This is a genomic window from Nonomuraea sp. NPDC003709 (assembly GCF_040610775.1).
Classification (GTDB): Bacteria; Actinomycetota; Actinomycetes; order Streptosporangiales; family Streptosporangiaceae; genus Nonomuraea; species Nonomuraea angiospora_A.
Map to the genome: position 1 here is coordinate 796,089 of NZ_JBEXMW010000001.1, position 23,339 is coordinate 819,427.

The 23,339-nt window shown below is 69.5% G+C and carries 21 protein-coding genes and 1 pseudogene; 12 read left to right on the top strand and 10 right to left on the bottom strand.

Annotated features, from left to right (window positions below; translation table 11 throughout):
- Positions 1-99 precede the first annotated feature (99 nt).
- Positions 100-567, top strand: coding sequence for a nuclear transport factor 2 family protein (locus tag ABZX61_RS03835; RefSeq protein WP_355191291.1), 468 nt, complete (start codon positions 100-102; stop codon positions 565-567).
- 211 nt (positions 568-778) lie between these two features.
- Here ABZX61_RS03835 and ABZX61_RS03840 read toward each other — a convergent pair whose 3' ends face one another.
- A complete protein-coding gene (locus tag ABZX61_RS03840) occupies positions 779-1,198 on the bottom strand; it encodes a CocE/NonD family hydrolase (RefSeq protein WP_355191464.1) in 420 nt (139 codons plus the stop codon).
- A gap of 307 nt (positions 1,199-1,505) precedes the next feature.
- Between ABZX61_RS03840 and ABZX61_RS03845 the strand changes: the two are divergent.
- Both ABZX61_RS03845 and ABZX61_RS03850 read left to right on the top strand, forming a co-directional pair.
- A pseudogene (locus ABZX61_RS03845) lies at positions 1,506-1,718 on the top strand (maleylpyruvate isomerase N-terminal domain-containing protein); the annotation flags it as partial.
- A 633-nt stretch (positions 1,719-2,351) separates the two neighbouring features.
- Positions 2,352-2,660, top strand: a complete 309-nt coding sequence (locus tag ABZX61_RS03850; protein ID WP_350730364.1) for a hypothetical protein — start codon at positions 2,352-2,354, stop codon at positions 2,658-2,660.
- Positions 2,661-2,955: 295 nt separating this feature from the next.
- Here ABZX61_RS03850 and recQ read toward each other — a convergent pair whose 3' ends face one another.
- Both recQ and ABZX61_RS03860 read right to left on the bottom strand, forming a co-directional pair.
- Entirely contained in the window at positions 2,956-4,767 is a 1,812-nt protein-coding gene (gene recQ, locus ABZX61_RS03855) for a DNA helicase RecQ (RefSeq protein WP_355191293.1), read from the bottom strand.
- A gap of 490 nt (positions 4,768-5,257) precedes the next feature.
- Positions 5,258-6,454, bottom strand: coding sequence for an MFS transporter (locus ABZX61_RS03860; RefSeq protein WP_355191295.1), 1,197 nt, complete (start codon positions 6,452-6,454; stop codon positions 5,258-5,260).
- A gap of 98 nt (positions 6,455-6,552) precedes the next feature.
- Between ABZX61_RS03860 and ABZX61_RS03865 the strand changes: the two genes are divergently transcribed.
- From ABZX61_RS03865 to ABZX61_RS03875, 3 genes are all read left to right on the top strand, one after another.
- Entirely contained in the window at positions 6,553-7,338 is a 786-nt protein-coding gene (locus ABZX61_RS03865; protein WP_355191297.1) for an SDR family oxidoreductase, read from the top strand.
- A gap of 28 nt (positions 7,339-7,366) precedes the next feature.
- Positions 7,367-7,618: a type B 50S ribosomal protein L31 gene (locus tag ABZX61_RS03870; protein ID WP_350729869.1), complete on the top strand. Its 252-nt coding sequence runs from the start codon at positions 7,367-7,369 to the stop codon at positions 7,616-7,618.
- Positions 7,619-7,731: 113 nt separating this feature from the next.
- Positions 7,732-7,968 carry a DUF3040 domain-containing protein gene (locus ABZX61_RS03875; RefSeq protein ID WP_355191299.1) on the top strand — a complete coding sequence of 79 codons (237 nt, stop codon included), beginning with the start codon at positions 7,732-7,734 and terminating at the stop codon, positions 7,966-7,968.
- A 33-nt stretch (positions 7,969-8,001) separates the two neighbouring features.
- Here the strand turns inward: ABZX61_RS03875 and ABZX61_RS03880 are convergent, their stop codons facing one another.
- The 4 genes from ABZX61_RS03880 to ABZX61_RS03895 form a co-directional block, all read right to left on the bottom strand.
- Entirely contained in the window at positions 8,002-8,232 is a 231-nt protein-coding gene (locus ABZX61_RS03880; protein ID WP_350729871.1) for a DUF6343 family protein, read from the bottom strand.
- A 22-nt stretch (positions 8,233-8,254) separates the two neighbouring features.
- The gene (locus tag ABZX61_RS03885; RefSeq protein WP_355191301.1) at positions 8,255-8,959 is read right to left on the bottom strand and encodes a maleylpyruvate isomerase family mycothiol-dependent enzyme; all 705 of its coding nucleotides are present in this window, start codon (positions 8,957-8,959) and stop codon (positions 8,255-8,257) included.
- 17 nt (positions 8,960-8,976) lie between these two features.
- The gene (locus ABZX61_RS03890) at positions 8,977-9,681 is read right to left on the bottom strand and encodes a DUF4344 domain-containing metallopeptidase (RefSeq protein ID WP_355191303.1); all 705 of its coding nucleotides are present in this window, start codon (positions 9,679-9,681) and stop codon (positions 8,977-8,979) included.
- Positions 9,682-9,818: 137 nt separating this feature from the next.
- Positions 9,819-10,553: a hypothetical protein gene (locus ABZX61_RS03895; RefSeq protein ID WP_355191304.1), complete on the bottom strand. Its 735-nt coding sequence runs from the start codon at positions 10,551-10,553 to the stop codon at positions 9,819-9,821.
- A 176-nt stretch (positions 10,554-10,729) separates the two neighbouring features.
- On the opposite strand from ABZX61_RS03895, the gene ABZX61_RS03900 reads away from it, so the two are divergent.
- Positions 10,730-11,602, top strand: a complete 873-nt coding sequence (locus tag ABZX61_RS03900) for a sugar kinase (RefSeq protein ID WP_350729877.1) — start codon at positions 10,730-10,732, stop codon at positions 11,600-11,602.
- Here ABZX61_RS03900 and ABZX61_RS03905 read toward each other — a convergent pair.
- Positions 11,599-14,880 carry a discoidin domain-containing protein gene (locus ABZX61_RS03905; protein ID WP_355191306.1) on the bottom strand — a complete coding sequence of 1,094 codons (3,282 nt, stop codon included), beginning with the start codon at positions 14,878-14,880 and terminating at the stop codon, positions 11,599-11,601. The genes ABZX61_RS03900 and ABZX61_RS03905 overlap by 4 nt on opposite strands.
- Positions 14,881-15,118: 238 nt before the next feature.
- Between ABZX61_RS03905 and ABZX61_RS03910 the strand changes: the two genes are divergently transcribed.
- From ABZX61_RS03910 to ABZX61_RS03930, 5 genes are all read left to right on the top strand, one after another.
- The gene (locus tag ABZX61_RS03910; protein WP_355191308.1) at positions 15,119-16,114 is read left to right on the top strand and encodes a LacI family DNA-binding transcriptional regulator; all 996 of its coding nucleotides are present in this window, start codon (positions 15,119-15,121) and stop codon (positions 16,112-16,114) included.
- A gap of 216 nt (positions 16,115-16,330) precedes the next feature.
- Entirely contained in the window at positions 16,331-17,689 is a 1,359-nt protein-coding gene (locus ABZX61_RS03915) for an extracellular solute-binding protein (RefSeq protein ID WP_355191310.1), read from the top strand.
- Between the two features lie 5 nt (positions 17,690-17,694).
- Positions 17,695-18,561, top strand: coding sequence for a sugar ABC transporter permease (locus tag ABZX61_RS03920; protein WP_355191312.1), 867 nt, complete (start codon positions 17,695-17,697; stop codon positions 18,559-18,561).
- Positions 18,558-19,511 carry a carbohydrate ABC transporter permease gene (locus tag ABZX61_RS03925; RefSeq protein ID WP_350729885.1) on the top strand — a complete coding sequence of 318 codons (954 nt, stop codon included), beginning with the start codon at positions 18,558-18,560 and terminating at the stop codon, positions 19,509-19,511. The genes ABZX61_RS03920 and ABZX61_RS03925 overlap by 4 nt, the downstream gene beginning before the upstream one ends.
- 4 nt (positions 19,512-19,515) lie before the next feature.
- Entirely contained in the window at positions 19,516-21,030 is a 1,515-nt protein-coding gene (locus ABZX61_RS03930; RefSeq protein ID WP_355191314.1) for an alpha-amylase family glycosyl hydrolase, read from the top strand.
- On the opposite strand, the gene ABZX61_RS03935 is transcribed toward ABZX61_RS03930, so the two are convergent.
- Positions 20,941-22,380 (bottom strand): nitrilase-related carbon-nitrogen hydrolase, encoded by a 1,440-nt coding sequence (locus tag ABZX61_RS03935; RefSeq protein WP_355191315.1) that lies wholly within the window; start codon positions 22,378-22,380, stop codon positions 20,941-20,943. The two genes, ABZX61_RS03930 and ABZX61_RS03935, sit on opposite strands and share 90 nt — an antisense overlap.
- Positions 22,381-22,461: 81 nt before the next feature.
- Positions 22,462-23,334 carry a LysR family transcriptional regulator gene (locus tag ABZX61_RS03940; RefSeq protein WP_355191317.1) on the bottom strand — a complete coding sequence of 291 codons (873 nt, stop codon included), beginning with the start codon at positions 23,332-23,334 and terminating at the stop codon, positions 22,462-22,464.
- Positions 23,335-23,339: the final 5 nt, after the last annotated feature.

Here is a 23,339-nt window from a genome sequence, read left to right on the forward strand (position 1 = left end):
CGGATCCGGACAGGCTGCCAGTCCTGGCCGAATGTGACCAGACCTGCTGATCAGGGCCCCGCGAGAATTCGGGCTCACCCATCTCCTTAAGGACATTTCATGAGCGCCGCATCGAACAAGCAACTCATCATCGACGCCTGGCGGGTCTTCGCCACGCGTGATGCCGACCAGGTCCGCGACGTCTTCGCCCCTGACGCGGAGTGGCTCGCCCCTGCCGACAACGCGACCTCCCGCGCCATCGATGGAACCCACCATCTCATCGGCCGGGACCGCATCGTGCGCTTCCTGACCGAGGAATTCTCCACGGTCTTCGTCGACAACGTGTCCATCGAGTTCGGCGGCTTCTACGCCGACGGGGACACCGTGGTCGTAGAGATGCGACTGCAGGCCACCCTTGCCCACGGTGGCCACTACGACAACGAATACTGCTTCATCTTCGAACTGGAGTCCGGCCGGGTCAAGCGGGTCCGCGAATACATGGACACACAACGCGGCGCGGCATGGTTCCGCTCACCCACGACGTCGGACCAGCAGGATCAACCCGAAGCGACCACCACCCATCACTAGCCCGAAAGCCCCGGCTGGGGCGGCGGTCATAACCCAGGCTGGGGCGCGACGGCCGCGACCTCAGGCCGGGATGCGATGGCCGCAACCCCCAGGACGGGGCGCGACGGCGGCAACCCCAGGCTGGGGGCGATGGCGGAACCTCCAGGCCGGGGCGCGATGCCCCAGGCCGAGGGCGATGGTCGTAACCCCAGATTGGGCGATGGCCGCAACCTCAGGCCGAGGGCTGGCAGCTATAACCTCCAGGCTGAGGGCCGACGGCCGTAACCTCAGGCACATCGCCTCCAGCTGCGGATCGAAGTACGGTCCGACCGCCCACCGCGTGCGTGTATCCAGGTAACTGGCCCCCGCCGTCGCCAGCCGCCCGTCGCACCCCGCCTGCTCGCGGCAACCAGGCACCCGCGGACAGCCCTTCCTCCCTCTCCTGCTGGAAGGCCGCGAACCGGCCACCGGATCCGAACGCGCCGCGTACGTTCTGCACGACGACCCGCATGCCGCGCCTGCCCGGCACGCAAGCGGTGCCCTTGGCGTTGAGCTCGTGCTTGCCGTACGGAGTCCGTACGAGAACCACACGCAGCGGTCCCGCACCGCGCAGTCGATAGCGGCCGACGAACAGCACCACGCCATCGGGCATCGGAACGCTCACCCGTGGGTGACCTCGATGTCGGGCGTCGTGGCCTCGGGCAATCCGAGCAAACGGTCGAGCAGTCCGCTGAGCAGGCCCAAAGCAGAAGCTCCCCTCCGGCTCCGGCTGCGATCACGCCGACGTTCGGCGAGTCGGTGACAGATCTCCCCCGCGGCTCCGGCTCCGGCTCCGGCTCCGGCTCCGGCTCCGGCTCCGGCTCCGGCTCCGGCTCCGGCTCCGGCTCCGGCTCCCAAGCGTATGCGGGGCCGATGATTTTTCCCGGGCACGCGGGTCTGCATGTGAGAGAGGAGGCGATATGTGCGATCAAGAAAAGGCACTGGCCGCGGGGGTTGCGCTGCTGGAACGGGCGATCGACTACGCGCTGGGCAGCCTCCGCGTAGTCACCCCGGCCGCCCTCTGCCGTCCCACTCCCTGCGCGGACTGGAACCTCCAGCACCTGCTCGACCACATGGCCGACTCACTCCGAACCCTGAACGACGCCGCCTGCGGCCACATCCCCCCAGCACCGCCACGTATACCCGTCACCCCTGTCCCAACGCCAAGACCCCCCAACCCACGCATGCCGCCCACCCCGGCCCCCCAAAGGCCGACCACCCCCGCACCAGGCGACGGCATCGGCACTCCTCCACAGCGCAGCCTTCGAAGGCCGACAGCACCCACGTCCGGCCGTGCAGACACCGCCTCATTGCGCTCCGGCATCCGCGGCTCGGCTGCATCTGCGTCAGGCGGAGAGTGCGACGCCTCATCGGGCACGGGCCTTCGTGGTTCGGCTGCGTCCACGTCGGGTGGAGAGTGCGGCGCCTCACCGGGTACGGGCCTTCGCGGGTCGGACGCGTCCGCATCCGATGGAGGAGGCGGCGCCTCATCAGGCACGGGCTTTCGCGGTTCGGACACACCCGCGTTGGGTGGAGGGGACGGCGCCTCATCGGGAACCGGCTTTCGCGGGTCGAACGCATCCGCGCCCGGGGGAGGAGACAGCGCCTCTTCGGGCTCTGGCGTCCGCGGGGTGGCTGCGTCCGCAACCGGAGAGGGAGACAGCGCCGCTTTGTGCTTCAGTGGCTCTGCGCCGCAAAGGCAGGGATGCGGGGCCAACCCGGCGCTCCTTCTCAGGGACCGCGCCACAGAGGTGCTGGGTGTGTGGGTGGGCGCGGTCACCCATCCCGGGATGGTCTCCATAGGCGATCGCCATTTGACCGCGCCCATGGTGGCCGCCGCGGGTGCGATCGAGATTGCCGTGCACGGCTGGGACGTGGCCAGGGCCTGCGGTGAACAGCACCCGATCCCGGACCTCATGGCAGAGGAACTGCTGGACCTGGCCCATCTGTTCGTCACGGACGTTGACCGGCCGCACAGGTTCGCCCCGCCGAGGACCCTGCCCCCGCGCGCCTCGGCCCAGGACTACCTTCTGGCCTATCTCGGCCGTGACCCGAACTGGCCAACAGCCCTCTGACCAGCTCAACGACCCCAACCTCAAAGATAGAACAATCCAGCCCATCCAGCATTTCCCGCTCACACGCCGTACGATCATCCTGTACCGCAACCACGTCGGGGACACCGACCACAGAGCCCAGCACACGTCCGGCCGGTCGTCAGCGGGGCGGCGACACCCGATCGCCGTGACCCGGCCGACCAACGTGGTGGCGACGACCGTTCTTCGTGCGGCCGTCGCCACCACCACGCCTCGCCCTTCATGCACAAGATGAACGCACGCCTGAGGCGGGCGGCAGGAGCCGGGGTGGTGGAGGTCAGGTGTCCTCCTGGAGGACCTCCAGGAGGAGTTCGCCGTACTTCGCCAGTTTGTTTTCGCCGACGCCGTTGATGTTGCTCAGCTCCGACAGTGAGGACGGTCGGGCGGCGGCGATCTCTCTCAGGGTCGCGTCGTGGAAGATGACGTACGCGGGCACCCCCTGCTCCTTCGCGGTGGCGCCCCGCCAGGATCGGAGCCGCTCGAAGAGCGGGGCCGCTTCGGCGGATAGCTCGGTCACCGCCTGGGCTTTCGACGAGGAGGCTACCTTGGCCCGGGCGGGGCGCAGAGCGTCGCGGCGCAGCAGGACCTCGCGTTGTCCCCGGAGCACCGAAGCGCTGTCGTCCGTGAGCACCAGCGCTCCGTAGTCGGACTCGACCGCCAGCAGTCCCTGCGCCAGCAGTTGCCGCACCACCCCGTGCCACTCCGCGTTGCCCAGGTCAGTGCCCACTCCGAACACGGTGAGCGTCTCGTGGCCGTGCTGCAGCACCTTGGCGGTCTTCTTGCCGAGCAGGATGTCGACCACCTGCCCCACCCCGAACTTCTGCCGCCGCTCCCGCGCCAGCCGCAACACCGCCGACAGGACCTTCTGAGCGGGGACGGTGCCGTCCCAGGATTCGGGCGGATTCTGGCAGGTGTCGCAGTTTCCGCAGGGTTCGGCGCCCTTCTGGCCGAAGTAGTCGAGCAGCATCACCCGGCGGCACCCGACGGTCTCGCACAGCGCCAGCATGGAGTCGAGGTGGACCACCTGGCGGCGGCGGTGGGCCTCGTCGCCCTCCATGGCCATCCGCCGGTGCTGGACGACGTCCTGGAGGCCGTACGCCATCCACACCGTGGCCGGGAGGCCGTCGCGGCCCGCGCGCCCGGTCTCCTGGTAGTAGCCCTCGACCGACTTGGGCAGGTCGAGATGGGCGACGAAGCGTACGTCGGGCTTGTCGATGCCCATGCCGAACGCGATCGTGGCCACCACGATCAGCCCGTCTTCGCGCAGGAAGCGGGACTGGTGGGTGGCGCGGGTGCGGGCGTCGAGGCCCGCGTGGTACGGCACGGCGGCGATGCCGTTGTCGACCAGGAACTCGGCGATCTTCTCGACCGAGGAGCGCGACAGGCAGTAGATGATGCCGGAATCGCCCGGATGCTCGGTGCGCAGGAACTCCAGCAGCTGCCGCTTGGGCTCGCTCTTGGGCGTGATGCGGTAGTGGATGTTGGGCCGGTCGAAGCTGGCGACGAAGTGGCGGGCCTCGCTCAGGCCGAGCCTGGAGGAGATCTCGGCGTGCGTGGCCGGGGTGGCCGTGGCGGTCAGCGCGATGCGCGGCACATCGGGCCAGCGCTCGTGCAGCGTGGACAGCTCGAGGTAGTCGGGCCGGAAGTCGTGCCCCCACTGCGCCACGCAGTGGGCCTCGTCGATGGCGAACACCGAGATCTCGCCCTTGGCCAGCAGCCGCAGCGTGGCGTCCACGCGCAACCGCTCGGGGGCGAGGTAGAGGAGGTCGAGCTCGCCGGCCAGGAACTCCGACTCGACCAGCTGCCGCTCGTCGAAGTCCTGCGTCGAGTTGAGGAACCCCGCGCGTACGCCGAGCGCCCGCAGCGCGTCGACCTGGTCCTGCATCAACGCGATCAGGGGTGAGATGACGACCCCCACGCCGCGGCGCACCAGGGCGGGGATCTGGTAGCAGAGCGATTTGCCGCCGCCGGTGGGCATGAGCACGAGCGCGTCGCCGCCGGTCACGACGTGGTCGATGATCTCCTGCTGCCCCGCCCTGAACGAGTCGTAGCCGAATACGCGGTGCAGAACGTCGGTGGGGGTATCCATGTGGCTACCTTACGTGTTCGCGGGTGAGCGTTTCGTGAGTTCCGCCGACGGCGATCGGGGGCTCCAACGCGCTCGCCTTGGCATCCCCAGTCTGCCCGACGGTGATCGGTCCGTGAGCCAGCCCATAAGGCGCCCTTCGAGCCCAGTCGGCCGCGCTTCGGCCCAGTGTCTTTAGGAGCCCCATTGTGGGTGAGGGCGGAGGTCTCCCGAGGGGGAGGAGCGGATGGGGTCCTTCGCGCGAGTGGGGGGCGCAGTCAGGGCGGGGTCGCGGATTGAGGGTGGAGTGTGGCTTGGGCGCGGGGGGTTGGTGGTGGGTCGCGGGTTGGACGTGGGTGCTGTTGGGAGGGCGGAACGTCGGTTGAGCGTGGCGGGGTTGGGGGTGGGCCGGGGTTTGCCGGTTGGGCATGGCTGGGGGTGGGAGGAGCAGAGCGGGATTGGGCGTGGCTGGGGTGAGGGCGGAGCGTGGGTGGGGTGAAGGAGTGGAGGTGGGTTAGGCGGTGGCGGGGGTGGGGTGGGCGTTGCGGTGGTAGGCGATCAGGGAGAGGGCTCCCAGGGCGCAGGCCGCTGCCACCGCTCCCATCACCGCCGGATACCCGGCGAACTGCGCGATTCCAGCCGCCAGCAGCGGCGCGACGGCCTTGGCGACCGTGATGGGCAGCGCGAGTGCCCCGCTCAGTGACGCGTACGCTCCCGTGCCGTACCGATCGGCCAGAAGAGCAGGCCGGGCGATCGTGCCCACGCCGAACCCCAGCCCGAACAGCACCACCCCCGCCACCGCCCCCGCCGCGCTCCTGCCGACCAGCGGCAGCAGCACCGCCGCCAGCCCCTGCACCCCGAACATCACCGCCGTGATCAACGCCACCGACCAGCGGTCCTGCAGGCCGGTGGTGACGAGCCGGCCCGTGACCGACAGCACCCCGAGCAGGCCCGCGACCCCGGCGGCGAAGAGGGGGGTGTGGCCGAGGGCGATCAGGTACGTGACCAGCAGGACCCCCATGACCGACACCGCGCCGGTCTGGGTCAGGAAGGCCGCCGCCAGCAGCCAGAATGGACGTTCGCGCAGGGCCGCCCCGACGATCTCGCGCCGGTTCACGTGCGGGGGAGCGGCCCGGCTCCGGACGGCCAGGGCGTGCAGCGGCACCGAGGTCAGGGCGTATCCGGCGGCCAGGATGACCAGGGCCTGGCGCCACCCGTACAGGTCCACGAGAAAGCCCGTCAGCGGCAGGAAGATGCTGGACGCGAAGCCCGCCACGACGGTCACCGCGAGTAACGCCCGCGCCCGCCTGGTCGCGTCGAACCAGGCCACGATCACGGCGAAGGCCGCCTCGTACAGCACCATCGCCGACGCCACGCCCAGCACCCCGCAGACCAGGTACAACTGCGCCACAGAGCGCACCTGGGACCACGCCAGCACCGCCAGCCCGCCCAGCACCGACCCGAGGGTCATGAGCCCGCGCCCGCCGTGCCGGTCGAGCCAGCGGCCGATGAGTGGCGCCGCGACCCCCGACACCAGGACGGCCAGGGTGATCGCTCCGGTCAGCTGTGCGACCCCGGCGTGGAGGTCGCGGGACATCGGTGGGATGAACACCGAGAACGCGTAATAGAGCACGCCATATCCGGCGGTTTGCGTGATCGAGAGAGCGCCGATCATCCACATGGGGGACTTCGGCACGGTGGCGTCGATCACTCCAGGATCGTTCCCGTTCACCGGTCAGAAATACGGTGATAAATGTCACTTCGCCGCGTCAGGAATAGCGCACGGTAAAAGCGTAATAGCGTCGAGTCATGACCTTTTCCTATGTGGTGACCGGCGGCGGGCGTGGCATCGGAAAGGCGGTGGTCGAACGGCTCCTCGGCGAGAAGGACGGTGAGAAGGGCGGCGAGAAGAACACCGTGGTGGCCGTCGAACGCGACCCCGACGCCCTCGCCTGGGCCGGCCCCCGAGTCATCCCGCTGATCGGCGACGCGGCCGACGAGGAGGTCGCCGCCTGGGCCGCCGACCTGGCCCAGGAGGCCGGCATCCTGCGCGGCTGGGTCAACAACGCCGCCGTGTTCCGCGACGCCTCCGTCCACACGTCCCCGATCGCCGAGGTCAGAGCTCTGATCGCGGCCAATCTCGACCTCGCCGTGGTGGGCTGTGCCACCGCCGTACGCCACTTCCTCGCGGCCGGTACGCCCGGCGCCATCGTCAACGTCACCTCCCACCAGGCCACCAGGGCGGTGCCCGGCAGCCTCCCCTACTCGACCGCCAAGGCCGCCACGGAGGGCCTGACCAGGGCGCTGGCCGTGGAGTACGGCAGGCACGGCATCAGGGTCAACGCCGTGGCCCCGGGCTCGGTGGCCACCGAACGGTATGAGGCGTTCCTGGAGTCGCAGACCCCGCAGGCGCGGCAGGCCGTCGAGGAGCAACTGGCCATGCTGCACCCGCTCGGCCGGGTCGCGACCCCCGCCGAGGTGGCCTCCGTCGTGGCGCACCTCCTCTCGGACGAGGCGGCGTTCGTGAACGGCGCCACCATCCCCGTGGACGGCGGCCGCACGGTGCTGGGACTCGATCCGGAAGCTCGGGAATGAAAACCGTTGTCACCTGGTTGTGCAGGCCATGAAGAAGAACCTGCACCCCGCGTACGGCCCCGTCGTCTTCCGTGACCCGAGCGTCGGGTTCGCGTTCCTCACCCGCTCGACCCTCACCAGCGACAGGACGGTCGAGTGGGAGGACGGTAAGACGTACCCGGTCGTCGACGTGGACGTGTCGTCCGCCAGCCACCCCTTCTACACCGGCCGCGGCCGCATCCTCGACACCGCGGGCCGCGTCGAGCGCTTCAATCAGCGCTACGCGAACCGCCGCAAGTGACGGGCGGCCCCCCGCAGGCATGTACGCGCCTGCGGGGGATCGGCCGGAGGGGGCATGCCTGCGCTACTGCTGGGTAAAAGGTGGTCACCGGCATCGGAGCAGTGGTGATGGCCATGAGTCTCTCTGGAAAGGAACGCCGCATTCTCGCTGAGATCGAGCAGGCCCTTGAGCGAGAGGACCCCGAGCTGGCCAGGCGCGTCGCGGCGATCAACAAGATCGAATCAGACGGGGACTTCCCCCACGCGTATGGTGATCGCCTGCGCAGGTGGGTGCTGGCGCACGTCTGGATGATCTTCACGGCCGGCGCGCTCGTGATCGTCCTGCTCCTGCTCGCCGTACTGACCACCTGACAGCACAGTCGTACTGACCACCTGACAGCACAGTCAGCGCCGCCGGCGCAACAGTGCCAGGTCGGCGGCGGCCACGACGGCCACCGCGGCCGCGATCGCGGCCTCCCAGCGCCAGACCTCCGCCCCCGTGCTCGCGGCAAGCACCGCGAAGAACACCGCCGCCGCCATCCCCAGCACCAGCGCGACCAGGGACAGGATCCGCCGGGTGCGCAGCGGGCTGCGCGCGCTCAGTGGCTCCGTGCCCGCCCGGTTACGCAGCCACATGGTCGATCCCCCTTCCGAACGGTCAGGCGAGGCACCTCAGGGCCGCGACGACGCGCGGGTCGATCCCGTGCGACGCGGGCAGCCGCCCCACCGTGGCCTCCACGAACTCGGGGTACGACAGCGAGGCCGTGACCCCGTTCACGGCGGCCCAGATCTCGTCGGCCGTCTGCTCCACCTGCACCTTGGCCTCCTGTTCGGCCAGCACGAACCGCCCCACCGCCACCCGCCACAGCGTCCGGTCGTCGACCTCGGCGTCGGGGACGGGCGCGCCGACGTCGTCGGCGTGGGTGGCGTACTCGGAGTCGTAGTGGAAGACCTGCCGGCCGCACGGGTAGGGCCCGGCCATGGTGTCGATCAGCCCGCCGGGGCCGAGCTCGCGCATGCGGCGGCGCGTCTCGCCGTTCTGGTCCCGCCACTCCTCCAGCACTTCCGCCACGGGCAGTTGGCGCCGCTGCCGCACCGACCACTCGTTGAAGTCGTTGTAGCCGGACACGCCGGCCTTGGAGAGCCGGGTCAGCAGGTCCTGCACGGTCCCGTCGAGGCAGGCGTGGTTGTACAGCTCCTCGCCCGCCAGATGGCCCAGCACGTCGCGCACCGACCATCCCTCGCACCGGGACGGCCGCTGCCAGCCGGCCTCGTCGAGCCCGCTGAAGAACCGGTCGAGCCGGGCGGCCTCCGCGTCGAAGATGTCGAACGGATTGAAGTGTTTGAGCAGCTCGTCGGCCATACTCCGGACGCTACCCGCTACGTGCCCGCTTTCACGGCCATCGATCCGACGGCGGACCTGACCCGGTCGTACTCGTCGGCGCAGGTGGGCGCCCGCTCGGGCGGGACCCAGCCGCCCTGGGCGATCCGGTCGTATTTGCCGGGGTCGGCGCCGTACAGGAGGCAGGAGAACGTGGCCGACTCGGCCGGCCCCGACAGGTGGTCGATGCCGGAGTGGCCGGCGAGCAGGTGGCGGGCCTCGGCGGCGGCCACCACGCGCTTGGGCGCGTCGGACGCGAGCGTCAGCGCCGCGAACTGGTCGGCCTGCTCCTCGCTGTCGGCCAGGCCGTTCAGCGTGGTCAGGGCGTGGCCGAGCTGGTGGTGGAAGAGCACGGCCAGCGCGCCGTCCATGCGGGCGGACCTGGTACGGGCGTCGGTCTCCTCGGTCTCGGAGATGCCGTCCATCACGTGGCGCACCTTGTCCACCAGCTGGTAGCAGATGGTGATCCGGCGCTCCTCGAGGTCCCAGGTGGACTCCGGCGCGTCGCAGTCACGGGCGACGACCTTGACCGACGCGGGCAGCCGGATCCGGGTCTTGAGCGTGTCGCCGTCCTTGAGGAGCTTTCTGGCCTGTTCGGCGCCCGGCGAGCCCGGCTGCTCGTAGCGTACGGACAGATCGGACGAAGGCGCCGCCCCCAGCGTGCTCGTCATGCTCAGGACGAGGGCGATGAGGGGATGCGGCATACGAGGCTCCTTCGGGGGTCGGTAGATCCACGCAATGCGACTGTCCATGCACGCAAAGCGTGATCCCTAAACCTGAGGGCCCCCGAAAAGCCGGAAGGCCCGGCCCCTGGGAAGGGACCGGGCCTCCGTCTTATGGATTAACGACGCCACCAGCTGCCGTAGACCCGCACGTAGTCCGTGCGGCTCTTGGAGCCGTCGAGCTCGTCGTTGCCGTTGAACACGGCGCGGAAGGTACCGCTCTTGTAGGCGCGGGTCTCGGCGTAGAACTTGCCGCCCCACTTGGTCTTGGCGGAGGCGACCCACTTCCAGCCGCTGGAGCCGTTGGCGCGGAAGTAGACGTCCACCTTCTCGCCGCGGACGCCCTCCCAGCCGTCGTCATCCACCTGGAGACGGCCGGAGAACTCGATCGTACGACCCTTGCGGATCTTGTACGGGTCGGCGGAGAAGCGCGAGATACGCGTCTCGGACTTGCTCTTCTCGAGCTCGACCGAGAAGAACGCCGTGTCCTTCGCGATCTCCTTGCCTGCGGAGTCGAAGGCTACAGCGGTGGCCTGCCACTTGCCCTGGGGGTCCCCCTCGGTGAAGCCGACGGCGAAGCGCCAGCCCTCGAGGTCCTTGACGTCCTTGGCGCGGAGCGTGCGGGCGCCCTCGGGCGCAACGCTGAGCTCGACCTTCTTGACGTCGGAGCTGGCCCCGATGTCGAAGTACGCGGTCGTCTCGGAGCCGGGCTCCACCACGACCGGATTAGGGTCGATGTCGCGGATCTTGAGCTGGGTGTCCACCTTGGTGGCCGCCGAAGCAGTGCTCGCGCCCGACATCAGCATGGCCCCGCCCACAAGGGCGGAAACGATACCAAGTGCGATCTTTCTCATGAGGGTGCTGATTCCTCTCCCCGTATTGACTTGGAGCCGGCTCGGGGTGGCCGACCCCTTTACTACTTTGAGCCACGAGAAGGGGAAAAGGTTGGCTAATGTTACAGAAAATATTTGATCAACCTGGCAACCAGGGGTTATGCGGGAAAAGTACTTGACCGGCTACAGTCTGGCGCATGACCGACGTCTACACGCTCGGCGAGCCCTTGGGGATCGTCTCCAGCGGCCGGGTTCGCCACGAGAGCGAAGCCCGGCTGGACGTGTGCGGGCCCGAGTTCACCCTGGCGATCGCGCTGGCCAGGCTCGGGCACCGCACCGCTTACCTGGGCAAGGTGGGAGATGACGAGCTGGGCGCGAGGGTGCTCACCGCGCTCAGGGGCGAGGGTGTGGACGTCGCGGACATGCGCGTGTCCGAGGGGTTGCGCACGGGCCTGATCCTCAGAGAGACCCGTGTCGGCCGCTCACAGAGAGTGACGCAGTATCGCGCGGGCTCGGCGGGCTCGCGGCTCACTCCGGGCAACGTGCCGATCGACCGGATCGCGGCGTCGAAGATGCTCCACGTGACCGGTCTCACGGCGGGCCTCGGCCGGGACGCGCTCGACGCGGTGCGCACCGCCGTGAGCGCCGCGAAGAACGCCGGGGTGATGGTCTCCTTCTCCGTCGACTACGTGCCCGAGCTGTGGCCGTCGGTACGCGAGGCCGAGGAGGTGCTCGGCGAGCTGGCCTGCGACTCGCACCTGCTCTTCCTCCGCCAGGACGAGCTCGATCTGGTCAAGCCCGCGCTCACGGCGGAGCGCGAGGTCGTGGTGGACCGCGGCGCCAAGGGCGCGAGCGTGCGCGCCGACCGGATGCGCTACGACGTGCAGGGCTGGCAGGTCCCCATCGTGGACACGGCCGGCGCGGGGGAGGCGTTCGCGGCCGGTTACATCAGCGCCGCGCTCGACGGCCTCATCCCCCAGGAACGCCTGCACCGCGGGGCGCTGTTGAGCGCCGCCGCGGTGACGAGCGTCAGTGACTGGCAGGGGTTGCCCACCAGGTCAGAGCTCTAGTTCGTGGTCAGGGTGAAGGTCGAGGTCGTGTTCTTGACGTTCTGGAAGTTGTTCGCGAACCTCAGGTTGTTGATCGTGGCCGACCCGACGGCCGGGCCCTGACCGGGCTCGGGCAGCTCGTTCACCCAGATGCCGAACCCGGACTTGGCGTCGAAGGCGTCGCCGCTCTTCTGCGCCCCGCTGATCGACACGTTCGTGAGGATCGTGTCCTTGACCGGGTTCAGCGGCGCGCTGCCGGAGTAGCCGGTCTGGAACATGATCCCGCTGTACGTCGGGTCCACGATGTCCAGGTTGTTGACGCGGATGCCCTGGAACACCTTGGACGAGGAGAACAGCCACAGCGCCGGGAACGTCTGCTGCCCCCAGAAGTGCCCGCCGGCCCGGACCAGCGAGATGTTGTCGAACGTCGTGGGCGGGCTGGCGCCGAACCCGTTCATCGGGATCCCGAAGTCCAGCGAGCTGATCGTGACGCCCGGGTAGGTCAGCGTGTCCGCGACGTAGATGTTCCTGAACGTGTTGTCGTAGCCGCCGTACACGGCCACGCCCGCGGCCCGCCAGGTGAGCAGCGAGGTCAGGTTCTCGAAGACGTTGCCGGTCTGCTCGCCGGGGTTGTTGTCGGTGGCCGAGAACAGCGCGAAGCTGTCGTCGCCCGTGGCCCTGGCCTCGACGTTGGTGACGTGGTTGCCGGTGCTGCCGTTGGTCATGTTCAGGCCGTCGGCGAACAGGTTGCGGATCCGTGAATTCTTGATCGTGATGTTGTCCGTGTTCGTGCCCCAGTAGAGGCAGATCTGGTGCTCGGCCCAGACGTTGTCGATCGTCATGTTCGCCACGTTCGAGAAGTCGAACACCTTGCCGGGGCCGTCGATGCGCGAGGTGTAGTTGCCGAAGTAGGCGAAGTTCGCGAACGTCGAGCCGTTGGCCGAGGCCTCGGTGCGGAAGCCCACGTCGGTGTTGTCCTGCCCGGCGGGGGAGGAGAACCTGGTGAACCAGGGGCCCGCGCCGACGATCTTGACGGACTTGCCGTACACCTGGAACTTGCTCGACGTCTGGTAGTCGCCCTGCGGCAGGTACACGCCGGTCAGGTTGGCGTCCATGCGGGCCTTGTCGAGCGCGTTCTGCACGTCCTGGTGGGTGAAACCGGTCGGTACGGCGTACTTCGCCGGGTCCGGGTTCGCGACCGGGGTCGCCTGCTCGAAGTCCACGAAGTCGATCGCGTACGTCTGGGTGTTGGCCGAGTCCTTCTGCAGCCTGATCGTGCTGCCCTTGGGCACGGTGGCGCCGAGGAGCACGTTCGCCTCGTCGTAGATGTGCCTGGGCGGCCCCGAGCCGGGGGAGTTGCTCGGGCTGGCCTCGGCGCCGTAGAGCCAGGCGTAGCGGGAGGTCAGGTTGACGGCCTTGAGGAACGAGCCGTTGACGTAGACGTTCAGGGTCGAGCTGAGCCCGCCGCCGCCCGCCGCGTCGGGCATGGAGAAGCGGGTGACCAGGGTGTTCGTGTCCGCCCTGGTGGTGAACTCGACGTACGCGCCGGTCTGGTTGAGCGTCACCGCGCGCCGCCCGGAGGCCTCGCCGGCGATCGTGCCGATGTCCCTGCTCGGGCCCACGCGCGTGGCCCCGCCGCCGATCACGGCGTCCTCGGCCTCGTACGTGTCGTACGGCATGTTCGCGCCGCGGCCCACGAACAGCGGCAGCTCGCTGGTGTTGTTGGCGCGCTTGACGGGCAGCTCGTTGGCGTCGTCGGCGAGCACCGTCCTGACCGTGTACTTGCCGTTGGCCGCGGTCCACGTGCCCAGGCTCACCGGGCTCGTGGTCGCGCCCGCCGCGATGGCGCCGCCGGTCGAGCCCGTCAGGGTCTTGACGACGGTGCCGGAGTCGTTCGTGACGGTGAGCGTGATGCCGTGGGAGGCGCCGCTGGAGGCCACCGTGCCCTGGTTCTTGATCGCCACCGAGAACGTCACCGTGTTGCCCGCGGCCGGGTTCCCCGGCGTCCAGGCGACGGGGGAGGCGACCAGGTCGGCCGTGTCGACCGGCTTCACGGTCAGGGTGCCGGTGGCGGTGTTGTTGGCCTCGTTCAGCTCGACGACCTTGCCGTCCTCGTCCACCTTTGCGGAGAGCTGGTAGGTGCCGGCGTCCCTGGCGCCGATGTTCGCGGACACGGTGGTCGACGCCCCCGCGGCCAGCGCGCCCACGCTCGCGCTGCCGACCTTGGTCGCGCCCGCGTAGAAGTTCACGGAGGTCGCGGCGGCGGCCGCGGTGCCCGCGTTCCTGACCGTGGCCGACAGCGTGACCGCGTCGGTCTCCACCGGCGCGGCCGGGGAGGACGAGAGGTCGCTCACGGTCAGGTCGGGATTGGCCGACGGCGTGCCGAAGATCTGGAACTCGGCCACTTGCCCGCCCGGCGCGCCCGAGTTGGCGGTGATCTGCAGCCGGACGTCGGCGGCCTTGCCGGTCACCGGGATGGTCACCGAGTTCCCCGTGGCCGGGTCGAAGGTGTACGTGGCCGAGGAGACGAGGCTGGTGAAGCCGGCGGCGCTCTGCTCCCGGCCCAGGACCTGGATGGTCTGGGTCCGCCTGGCCCAGACGGGGTCGGGGTTGAGCTTGAGGGTGATCGAGGTCAGGTCGGCGTTGGCGCCGAGTTGCACGGTCAGCGTGCTGGGGTAGGCCGCGCCCTCCCAGTACGTCTGGAGGTTGTCGTCGTTGGCGTTGGCGGCCACGTACGTGTGGGTGTGCGAGGACTCGGTGATCGCCTTGCCGAGCGCCAGGTTGGCGCCGCTCGGCGGCGGGTTGTCCGGCGCGCTGCCCCACACCTCGAACTCGGAGAGCTGGCCCGCGGGCCAGCCGGTGTTCGCGGTGATCTGCAGCCGGACGTAGCGGGCGGTCGCGGCGGCGAAGGTGATCGTCGCGGTCGGGTTGAAGGTGTACGTCGCCGAGGCGACGATCGTGCTGAAGGCGGAGCCGTTCGTGCTGCCCTGGACGGTCAGCGTCTGGGTACGGCCGGGCCAGCCGGACGGCAGCTTCAGCACGAGCTTGTTGACGCTCGCGCTGACGCCGAGGTCGACCTGGACCCATTGCGGAAACGCGTTGTTGGCCGATTCCCAGTAGGTGGCCTGGTTGCCGTCGGTCACGTTGGGAGCGGCGTAGACCTCGGTGAAGCTGCTCGCGGTGGCGGTTCTGCCCGCGGCGAGGTTGGTGTCGGCCGCCGCGTAGGCGGGTGCGGCACGGAATTCGATGGCTACCAGGAATCCGAGGGCTAACGTAAGGGCGGCTAAGAGTGCTCTCATGGGGGTGGCCCTTCCGGGTAAGGCGGATGGCCGAACCATAGGATGTCGAGCAGATAGCCGCAATATTTCGACGAGATTTCGCAAACAGTTGACTGACAAGAATCACTGTGTGCGGTCTTTCCTCGCTGGTCAGGAAGTCGCCCGGGCTGTGGAGACGGCTGTGGGGCGGTGCAAAGCCCTACGTCGGATCGACGTAAGCCGTTGCAAGCGCTTGCGCTGAAGGCCGTATAGTTTGCGCATGACGCGACGACTCGCAGAGGTGGCCAAGAAAGTCGGAGTCAGCGAGGCGACGGTGAGCCGGGTGCTCAACGGCAAGCCCGGGGTCTCCGACGCGACCCGCGAGGCCGTGCTCACCGCCCTCGACGTGCTCGGCTACGAGCGCCCCACCCAGCTGCGCGGTGACCGGGCCCGGCTGGTCGGCCTCGTGCTCCCCGAGCTGCAGAATCCGATCTTCCCCGCCTTCGCGGAGGTGGTCGGAGGCGCGCTGGCCCAGCAGGGGTTCACCTCCGTGCTGTGCACCCGCACGGTCGGCGGCGTCTCCGAGGCCGACTACGTGGACCTGCTGCTCCAGCAGCAGGTCAGCGGCGTCGTCTTCGCCGGCGGCTTCTACGCCCAGGCCGACGCCGCGCACGGGCACTACGAGCTGCTGCACGAGCGCAAGCTGCCGACCGTGCTGGTGAACGCGGCCGTCCAGCACCTCGACTTCCCGCAGGTGTCGTGCGACGACACGGTGGCCGCCGAGATGGCCCTGGCCCACCTGCGCGCGCTCGGCCACGAGCGGGTCGGGATGGTGCTCGGGCCGAAGGACCACATGCCGTCGCGGCGCAAGCTGGAGACGTTCCAGGCGGAGGGCGGGGACCCCGGGCTGGTCGAGCACACGATGTTCTCGCTGGAGGGCGGGCACGCGGCCGCCGCCCGGCTGGTCAAGCGCGGGGTGACCGGCGTGATCTGCGCCAGCGACCTGCTCGCGCTGGGCACGATCAGGGCGGCCCGCCGGGCGGGGCTCACCGTGCCGGGGGACATCTCGGTCATCGGCTTCGACGACTCGGCCCTGATGAACTGCACCGACCCGCCGCTGACCACGGTCCGCCAGCCGATCGACGCCATGGGCCGGGCCGCCGTGGACCTGCTGGTCGCGCAGATCGACAAGGCGGTGGTGCCGGCGGACGAGCTGCTGTTCGAGCCCGAGCTCGTGGTCCGCGCCTCCACCGCCCGCCCCCGCGCGGCGGTCTAGAGGCCTAGCCCAGCCCGTTCCCCCTCTTCCCCTCCTCCCAGGGGGCCTCGGCCGGTGCCCCCTCTCCTCCCCAAGGGACCTCAGCCCGTGCGGTGGGTGAGAGGCGTCGCTACGCAGGCGTAATCCAGTCGTTATCTTGCAATATGCAGTCGAAATATTGCGAACATCCGTCCCCGATCCTATGGTGTGGGCACCTCGCATCAGAAGGGTCAGACCATGCGGAGATCCACTGGGCTCTTGCTCGTGTCCGTGCTCGGCCTCTCAGCCACAGCCTGCGGCTCCAGCAACCCCGCCACCCCGTCAGCCGGCGCCGGCGGCGGCGCCAAGGCCGTGACGATCACGGTGGCCTGCCAGCCCGCCAAGTCCGCGCCGAAGGAACGCCAGGCCTGGGACGACGACGTGGCCACGTTCATGAAGGCGCACCCGGGCGTGACGGTCAAGAGCACGGACCAGCAGCCCTGCTTCGACCCCAAGACGTTCGGCCCCAAGCTGGCGGGCGGCCAGATGGAGACCGTCTTCGTGGTCCCGGTGACGAACTACAACGACGTCATCGGCCAGGGCCAGGCGCTCGACATCACGCAGTACACCAGCACCATCAAGAACTGGAACGACCTGCGCCCCGACGTGCGGGAGATGGTGACCAAGGACGGCAAGGTGTACGGCGTGCCGAACGTCCACTACGGCGTCGGCCTGGTCTACAACCGCGCCCTGTTCACCAAGGCCGGACTCGACCCCGACACCCCGCCCAAGACGTGGGCCGAGGTCCGCGAGGCGGCCAAGAAGATCGGTGCGCTCGGCACCGGCTACGTCGGCTACGGCGAGTACTCGGGTGGCAACACCGGCGGCTGGCACTTCACCCAGGCCATCTACGGCCGCGGCGGCAGCATCCTGACCCCCGACAACAAGAAGGCCGCGTTCAACTCGCCCGAGGGCAAGGCCGTCCTGCAGAACCTGCACGACATGCGCTGGGTGGACAACAGCATGGGCAACAAGCTCCTGGTCGGCTGGGAGTCGCTCATGATGGCCATGGGCAGCGGCAAGGTCGGCATGATGCTGGGCGCGCCCGACGTCGTCACCGACGTGGTCACCAAGTTCAAGGGCAACGTCGCCGACTACGGCATCACCGGCTTCCCCGAGGCCAAGGCGTCGCTGAGCGGCGGCGAAGCGTTCATGATCAACCCGAAGGCCACCCCCGAGGAGGCCAAGGCGGGCCTGGAGTGGGTCGACTTCCGCTACAACACCGTCGGCAAGGGCCGCTTCGACTTCGCCCGCGGCAAGGCCATCGGCAACCCGGTCGGCGTGCCCGACAACGCCGTCTACGGCGACTCGGCGACGGGCAAGGCCATCCAGGCCGACCGCGAGAAGAACGCCTCGCTGCCGGTCACGAACTACGCGCCGTACGTGCAGGCCGCCGCGACGATCCCGCCGAAGGCCGAGCCGGTGCACGCGCAGGAGCTGTACGCCATCCTCGACGTGGTCATGTCGGGCGTGCTGAGCCGTAAGGACGCCGGCGTCGACCAGCTCCTGTCGGACGCCGAGACCAAGGCGAACTCCATGCTGGCGGCCAAGGGCTGACCTTGATGGGAATCTTGCGGCGCAACCTGACGGCCTACGGGTTCCTCTGCGCGGCCCTGATCTGTTTCACGGTGTTCGCCTGGTATCCGATGGTCAGGGAGTTCATTCTGAGCTTCCAGAAGACCGACCTGATCAACCCGCCCACCTGGGTGGGGCTGGACAACTTCAAGGCGGCGGTCCAGGACCCGGCCTTCGGCGAGGCCTGGCTGAACACCGTGGAGTTCACGCTGCTCGCGCTGCTGTGCGGCTACGCCGTGCCGTTCGTCGTCGCGCTCGTCCTCAACGAGCTGCGCCACGCCCGGGCCTACCTGCGGTTCGTGGTCTACCTGCCGGTCATGCTGCCGCCGATCGTGGCGGTGCTGCTGTTCAGGTGGTTCTACGATCCGGGGCCCGGGCTGTTCAACCAGGTCCTGGACTTCTTCCACCTGCCGCCGCTGGCCTGGCTGGACTCGTCGTCGACCGCCCTGATCTCCCTGGTCCTCGTCTCGACCTGGATGAACATGGGCAGCGCGACGCTGATCTACCTGGCGGCGCTGCAGAACATCCCGCCCGAGCTGTACGAGGCCGCCGAGCTCGACGGGGCCGGGATCTTCAAGCGGATCAGGCACGTCACGATCCCGCAGACCCGGCTGATCCTGCTGCTCATGCTGATGCTGCAGATCGTGGCGACCATGCAGGTGTTCATCGAGCCGTACATGCTGACCGGCGGCGGCCCGGAGAACGCGACCGTGAGCGTCGCGTACCTCATGTACCAGTTCGCGTTCTCGCAGATGAACTACGGCCAGGCAGGCGCGCTCGGCATGCTGCTCATGCTCGCGCTCCTCGTCTTCGCGGCCTTCCAGCTCAGGACGACCCGTGAGGACAGGGCATGACGGCGACCGAACACAGGCGGGCCCCGGTGTCCGAGCCGCCCGGCGGCGCCAGGCCGAAGCGCCGGCGAAGGCCGCCGAAACCGATCCAGGTGCAGTTCCGCACGATCGTCTCGCCGCACCAGCTCAACAGCAGGTGGGGCCGGCGGATCTACTGGCTGGTGCTGATCGCCGTCATCGTGGTCTTCACGCTGGCCTTCGTCTTCCCGCTCTACTGGATGATCACCGGCGCCATGAAGACGCCGGAGGAGATCGCCCAGATGCCGCCGTCGCTCGTCCCGGCCGACCCGTCGCTGGAGGCGTTCTTCGAGGCCTGGGACTTGTTCGACATCGGCACGCTGCTGGCGAACACCGCGTACTACTCGCTGGGCGCGTGGCTGTTCTCCATGGCGGTGGACGTCTCGGCGGCGTACGCGCTGTCGAAGCTGCGCCCGATGTTCGGCAACGTGATCCTCGGCGCGATGCTGGCCACGCTGATGATCCCACCCATGGTCATCCTCATCCCGCTCTACGTCACGATCGTGGACCTGGGGCTGCTCAACAACGCCTGGGGGCTGTGGTTCCCGGCGGCGGCGAACGGCTTCAACATCTTCCTGCTCAAGCGGTTCTTCGACTCGATCCCGCGGGAGCTGATCGAGGCGGCGCAGATCGACGGCGCGGGCCCGCTGCGGGTGCTGTGGTCGGTCGTGCTGCCGGTCTCCAGGCCGATCCTGGGAGTGGTCTCCATCTTCACGATCGTCACCGCGTTCAAGGACTTCGTCCTGCCGCTGCTGGTCATGACCGACAGCGAGAAGATGACGATCAGCGTGGGCCTGTCGCAGACGGCGGGCGCGGTGACCCAGAACCAGATCATGGGCGGCCTGGTCATCGCCAGTATCCCCATGATCATCGTCTTCTTCGTCTTCCAACGACACATCATGGCGGGGCTCACCGCCGGAAGCATCAAGGGATAAGCGCATGTCGCAAACGTGGTGGCGGGGGGCCGCGATCTACCAGGTCTACCTGCGTAGTTTCGCCGACGGGAACGGTGACGGGATCGGCGATCTGGCCGGCCTGCGCTCCCGCCTGCCGTATCTGAAGGATCTCGGGATCGACGCCATCTGGCTGAACCCGTGGTACCCGTCGCCGATGGCCGACGGGGGCTACGACGTGGCCGACTACCGCGACATCGAGCCGGTCTTCGGCACGCTGTCCGAGGCCGAGCGGTTCATCGAGGAGGCGCACGAGCTCGACATCAAGGTCATCATCGACGTGGTGCCGAACCACAGCTCCACGGAGAGCGCCTGGTTCAAGGAGGCGCTGGAGAACCCCGCGGCGCGGGACCGCTTCTGGTTCGCCGACGAGCCGCTGAACGACTGGCAGTCCATCTTCGGCGGCGCGGCCTGGACCCAGGTCCCCGACGGCCAGTGGTACCTCCACCTGTTCGCCCCGGAGCAGCCGGACTTCAACTGGACCAATCCCGAGGTCCACCAGGAGTTCGAGGACGTGTTGCGGTTCTGGTTCGACCGCGGCGTGGACGGCGTGCGCATCGACTCCGCCGCCCTGCTGATCAAGTCGGACACGAAGTACGAAGACCTCGACGAGGTCCACGACGTCTACCGTCGGTGGCGCGAGGTGGCCGACGAGTACGGCGAGCGCATCCTGATCGGGGAGGTCTGGCTCCCCGACCAGGAGCGTTTCGCACGCTACCTGCGGCCCGACGAGCTCCACACGGCCTTCAACTTCGACTTCCTGTCCTGCCCGTGGGACCCGGCCGAACTGCGCAGGGTCATCGACCTGACCCTCGCCACCCACACCCCCATCGGCGCCCCGCCGACGTGGGTGCTGTCGAACCACGACGTGACGCGCCCGGTCACCCGGTACGGCCGCGCCGACACCACGTTCGCGCACGGGGGCCGCCTCCACGGCACCCCGTCCGACCTGGAGCTGGGCTACCGGCGGGCCAGGGCGGCGGCCCTGCTGGCCATGGCGCTCCCCGGCTCCGTGTACGTCTACCAGGGCGAGGAGCTGGGCCTCCCCGAGGTCGAGGATCTCGCGGACGGGCTCCGCCAGGACCCGATGTACGCCAGGTCGGGTGGCACGAACCCGGGCAGGGACGGCTGCCGCGTCCCCCTGCCGTGGTCGGGCGAGGAGCCCCCGTTCGGCTTCGGCGCGGGAACGCCGTGGCTGCCGCAGCCGGAGGGCTGGCGCAAGCTGACCGCCGAGGCCCAGCGCACGGACCTGGGCTCGATGCACAACCTCTACCAGACGGCCCTGGGCCTGCGCCGCGACCTGCTGGGGGACGGCACGTTGACCTGGCTCCCGACAGGCGGCGAGGTCCTGGCCTTCACCAGGGACTCGGGCCTGACGAGCGTCACCAACCTGGGCCCCGACCCGGTGCCGCTACCCGCGGGCCGGCTCCTCCTGGCCAGCGGCGCCCTGGAGGACGGCGCCCTGCCCGCCGACACCACGGCCTGGCTCACGCGGGACTGACCGCAGCGCCACCAGCCCGGCGGCGGCCAGCGCGAGGCACAGCCACGCGAACCAGTCGCCGAACCGGGCGTACACGGTGGGGCCCGGGCCCGGGGGCACGTCGGCGAAGGCCGTGACGAACGGCTGCCGCGTGCCCTCGGTGTCCCGCTCGGCCAGCACCCGGCCCCAGGGGTCCGAGATCATCGGCGTGCCCCACTGCGCCGCCCAGGCCACCGAGAGTCCGGTCTCCACGCCGCGCAGCAGCCCCATCCGGCTGTGTTGCCAGCCGTTGCCGAACTCGTCGGCGGCCGGCACCGCCATCAGCCGCGCCCCGGCGCGGGCGTAGTCGCGGATCGGCGCGGGGAAGTTGAGGTCCATGCAGTTGGCCAGCCCGACGTGGTCACGCGCGAAGACGAGCTGGTCCCCGCGCCGGAACGGCTCCCCGGGCGCGAAGTGCCACTTCGTGTAGTAGACCGGCGCGAGTCCGCCTGCCGGGAGGTCCACCGAGTAGTTGTACTTGATCTCCGGGGTCGTGTGGACGACCCCGATCACCACGTCGATGTTCCGATCGCGGGCGATCTCGCGCAGCGGCGCGAGCGCCGGGCCCAGGCTCGCCTCGTCCGTGCCCAGCGTGCCCTCGGGGAGGACTACCGTGCTGGTCCCCGCGGGCAGCTCGGCGATCTCTTTGACGTACTCGCCGACCAGGGCCTTGCCCGCCGGGCTCGCCGCGTCGGGCGCCCACTGGTAGCGGGTGGCCGACAGCACCGCCACCTGCCGCCAGGCGGTAGAGTCCGCGCCGGCCAGCCGCACGGCCCCGAAGACGAGCACGAGCAGGCACGCCGCCGCCCCGAGCACGCCGGTACGCAGCCACGCCGCCGCGGCCACCCCCGGCCACAGCATCGCCGCCAACGTGGTCGGCGCCAGCAGCACCACGTACTCCACGCCCCAGGCGCCGGTCACCGAGGCGATCTGGGTCACCACGGGCACGTCGGCCACGGACGTGGCAAGCGGCCAGATGATGCCCGTCGGGTTGGCCAGCACGGTCAGGTACATGAACGCCACCCACACGGCGGGCGGCGCGGTGGCGGCGAGCATGGTCAGCCCGCGCCGGGCGAGCGCCCTGAAGAGCCAGACCACCAGCCCGAACAGCAGCGAGCAGCCGACGATGATGCCGATCCCGATGGGCTGCGGCACCGACGGGGTGCGCAGGAAGAAGTCGAGCTGGTTCGTCATTCCCGCCAGGAAGGCCAGGAACGCGAGGATGAACGTCGCCCGGCCGCTCGCCCGTGACGCCAGGAGCAGCATCGGCAGCGGCGCGAGCCAGGTCAGCGCGGGGGTCGGCGCGAAACCCGTACCGAAATAGAAAAGCACCGCGGATAAAAGCGGAGCGGCTGCTCTGAGCATCATGTATACACCGTAAACAGCAAGGTATACGGTGTCAACAAAAGACGATCAGGTGACGCACATGCACGTGACGAACACGTCCACCAGCGTCCGTACGGCCTGCCGCCGGTCGTCACGCCGCCAGACGACGGCCAGCCTGCTCGGCGGCAGCCCCGCCACGGGCCTGCTGACCACGTCGTCGCGCCGGTAGAGCTCGGCGTTCCCGGCCGAGACCAGCACCACGGCCCGCCCCGACGCGACCAGCTCAAGCGCCTCCTCGGCCGTCTCCGCCTCCGCCCCCACCACGGCGGGCGCCGCCCGTTGGTCGTCGGCCAGCCAGAAGGCCCGCATGGGCCCGGCGGAGACCGGCATCGCCACGAACGCCTCCCCGGCCAGGTCGGCGAGCGTGACCTCGGGGCGGGCGGCCAGCGGATGGGCGGCGGGCAGCGCCACCCAGCGCTCCTCCGTGCTGACCACCGTCCAGTCGTAGTCGTGGCCGGGCACGGGCAGCCACGCGACGGCCACGTCGACCTGGCCGTCGCCCAGCCCCACGGTGGGGTCGCTCCACGGCACCTGCCGGAAGCGCAGGTCCCAGCCGGGCAGCGCGGAGGAGATGGACGGCACGAGCCCGCGCCCGATCCGCGTCTGGAACCCCACGACCAGCGTCCGCTCCGCGCGCGCCGCCACCACCGCCCGCTGCGCGCCCTCCCACTGCTCGATGATCCGCCGGGCCTCGGGCAGCAGCGCCGCCCCCGCCGCCGTCAACGCCACGGTACGGCGGTCGCGCTCGAACAGCTTGGCCCGCAGCGACAGCTCCAGCTGCCTGATCTGCCTGCTCAGCGAGGGCTGCGAGATGAAGAGCCGCTCGGCCGCCGCCCGGGTGAAGCTGAGCTCTTCGGCGACCGCCACGAAATACCTGAGATCCCGAATATGGGCATCCATAGCAA

What these genes read in the sequence shown, in the direction of transcription:
- ABZX61_RS03875 (WP_355191299.1), top strand. Translation starts at nt 7,732, where the DNA reads ATGAGTCTCTCTGGAAAGGAACGCCGCATTCTCGCTGAGATCGAGCAG.
- ABZX61_RS03890 (WP_355191303.1), bottom strand. Translation starts at nt 9,681, where the DNA reads ATGCCGCATCCCCTCATCGCCCTCGTCCTGAGCATGACGAGCACGCTG.
- ABZX61_RS03925 (WP_350729885.1), top strand. Translation starts at nt 18,558, where the DNA reads ATGACGGCGACCGAACACAGGCGGGCCCCGGTGTCCGAGCCGCCCGGC.
- ABZX61_RS03840 (WP_355191464.1), bottom strand. Translation starts at nt 1,198, where the DNA reads ATGCCCGATGGCGTGGTGCTGTTCGTCGGCCGCTATCGACTGCGCGGT.
- ABZX61_RS03915 (WP_355191310.1), top strand. Translation starts at nt 16,331, where the DNA reads ATGCGGAGATCCACTGGGCTCTTGCTCGTGTCCGTGCTCGGCCTCTCA.
- ABZX61_RS03900 (WP_350729877.1), top strand. Translation starts at nt 10,730, where the DNA reads ATGACCGACGTCTACACGCTCGGCGAGCCCTTGGGGATCGTCTCCAGC.
- ABZX61_RS03940 (WP_355191317.1), bottom strand. Translation starts at nt 23,334, where the DNA reads ATGGATGCCCATATTCGGGATCTCAGGTATTTCGTGGCGGTCGCCGAA.
- ABZX61_RS03865 (WP_355191297.1), top strand. Translation starts at nt 6,553, where the DNA reads ATGACCTTTTCCTATGTGGTGACCGGCGGCGGGCGTGGCATCGGAAAG.
- ABZX61_RS03870 (WP_350729869.1), top strand. Translation starts at nt 7,367, where the DNA reads ATGAAGAAGAACCTGCACCCCGCGTACGGCCCCGTCGTCTTCCGTGAC.
- ABZX61_RS03880 (WP_350729871.1), bottom strand. Translation starts at nt 8,232, where the DNA reads ATGTGGCTGCGTAACCGGGCGGGCACGGAGCCACTGAGCGCGCGCAGC.
- ABZX61_RS03835 (WP_355191291.1), top strand. Translation starts at nt 100, where the DNA reads ATGAGCGCCGCATCGAACAAGCAACTCATCATCGACGCCTGGCGGGTC.
- ABZX61_RS03920 (WP_355191312.1), top strand. Translation starts at nt 17,695, where the DNA reads ATGGGAATCTTGCGGCGCAACCTGACGGCCTACGGGTTCCTCTGCGCG.
- ABZX61_RS03895 (WP_355191304.1), bottom strand. Translation starts at nt 10,553, where the DNA reads ATGAGAAAGATCGCACTTGGTATCGTTTCCGCCCTTGTGGGCGGGGCC.
- ABZX61_RS03930 (WP_355191314.1), top strand. Translation starts at nt 19,516, where the DNA reads ATGTCGCAAACGTGGTGGCGGGGGGCCGCGATCTACCAGGTCTACCTG.
- recQ (WP_355191293.1), bottom strand. Translation starts at nt 4,767, where the DNA reads ATGGATACCCCCACCGACGTTCTGCACCGCGTATTCGGCTACGACTCG.
- ABZX61_RS03910 (WP_355191308.1), top strand. Translation starts at nt 15,119, where the DNA reads ATGACGCGACGACTCGCAGAGGTGGCCAAGAAAGTCGGAGTCAGCGAG.
- ABZX61_RS03905 (WP_355191306.1), bottom strand. Translation starts at nt 14,880, where the DNA reads ATGAGAGCACTCTTAGCCGCCCTTACGTTAGCCCTCGGATTCCTGGTA.
- ABZX61_RS03885 (WP_355191301.1), bottom strand. Translation starts at nt 8,959, where the DNA reads ATGGCCGACGAGCTGCTCAAACACTTCAATCCGTTCGACATCTTCGAC.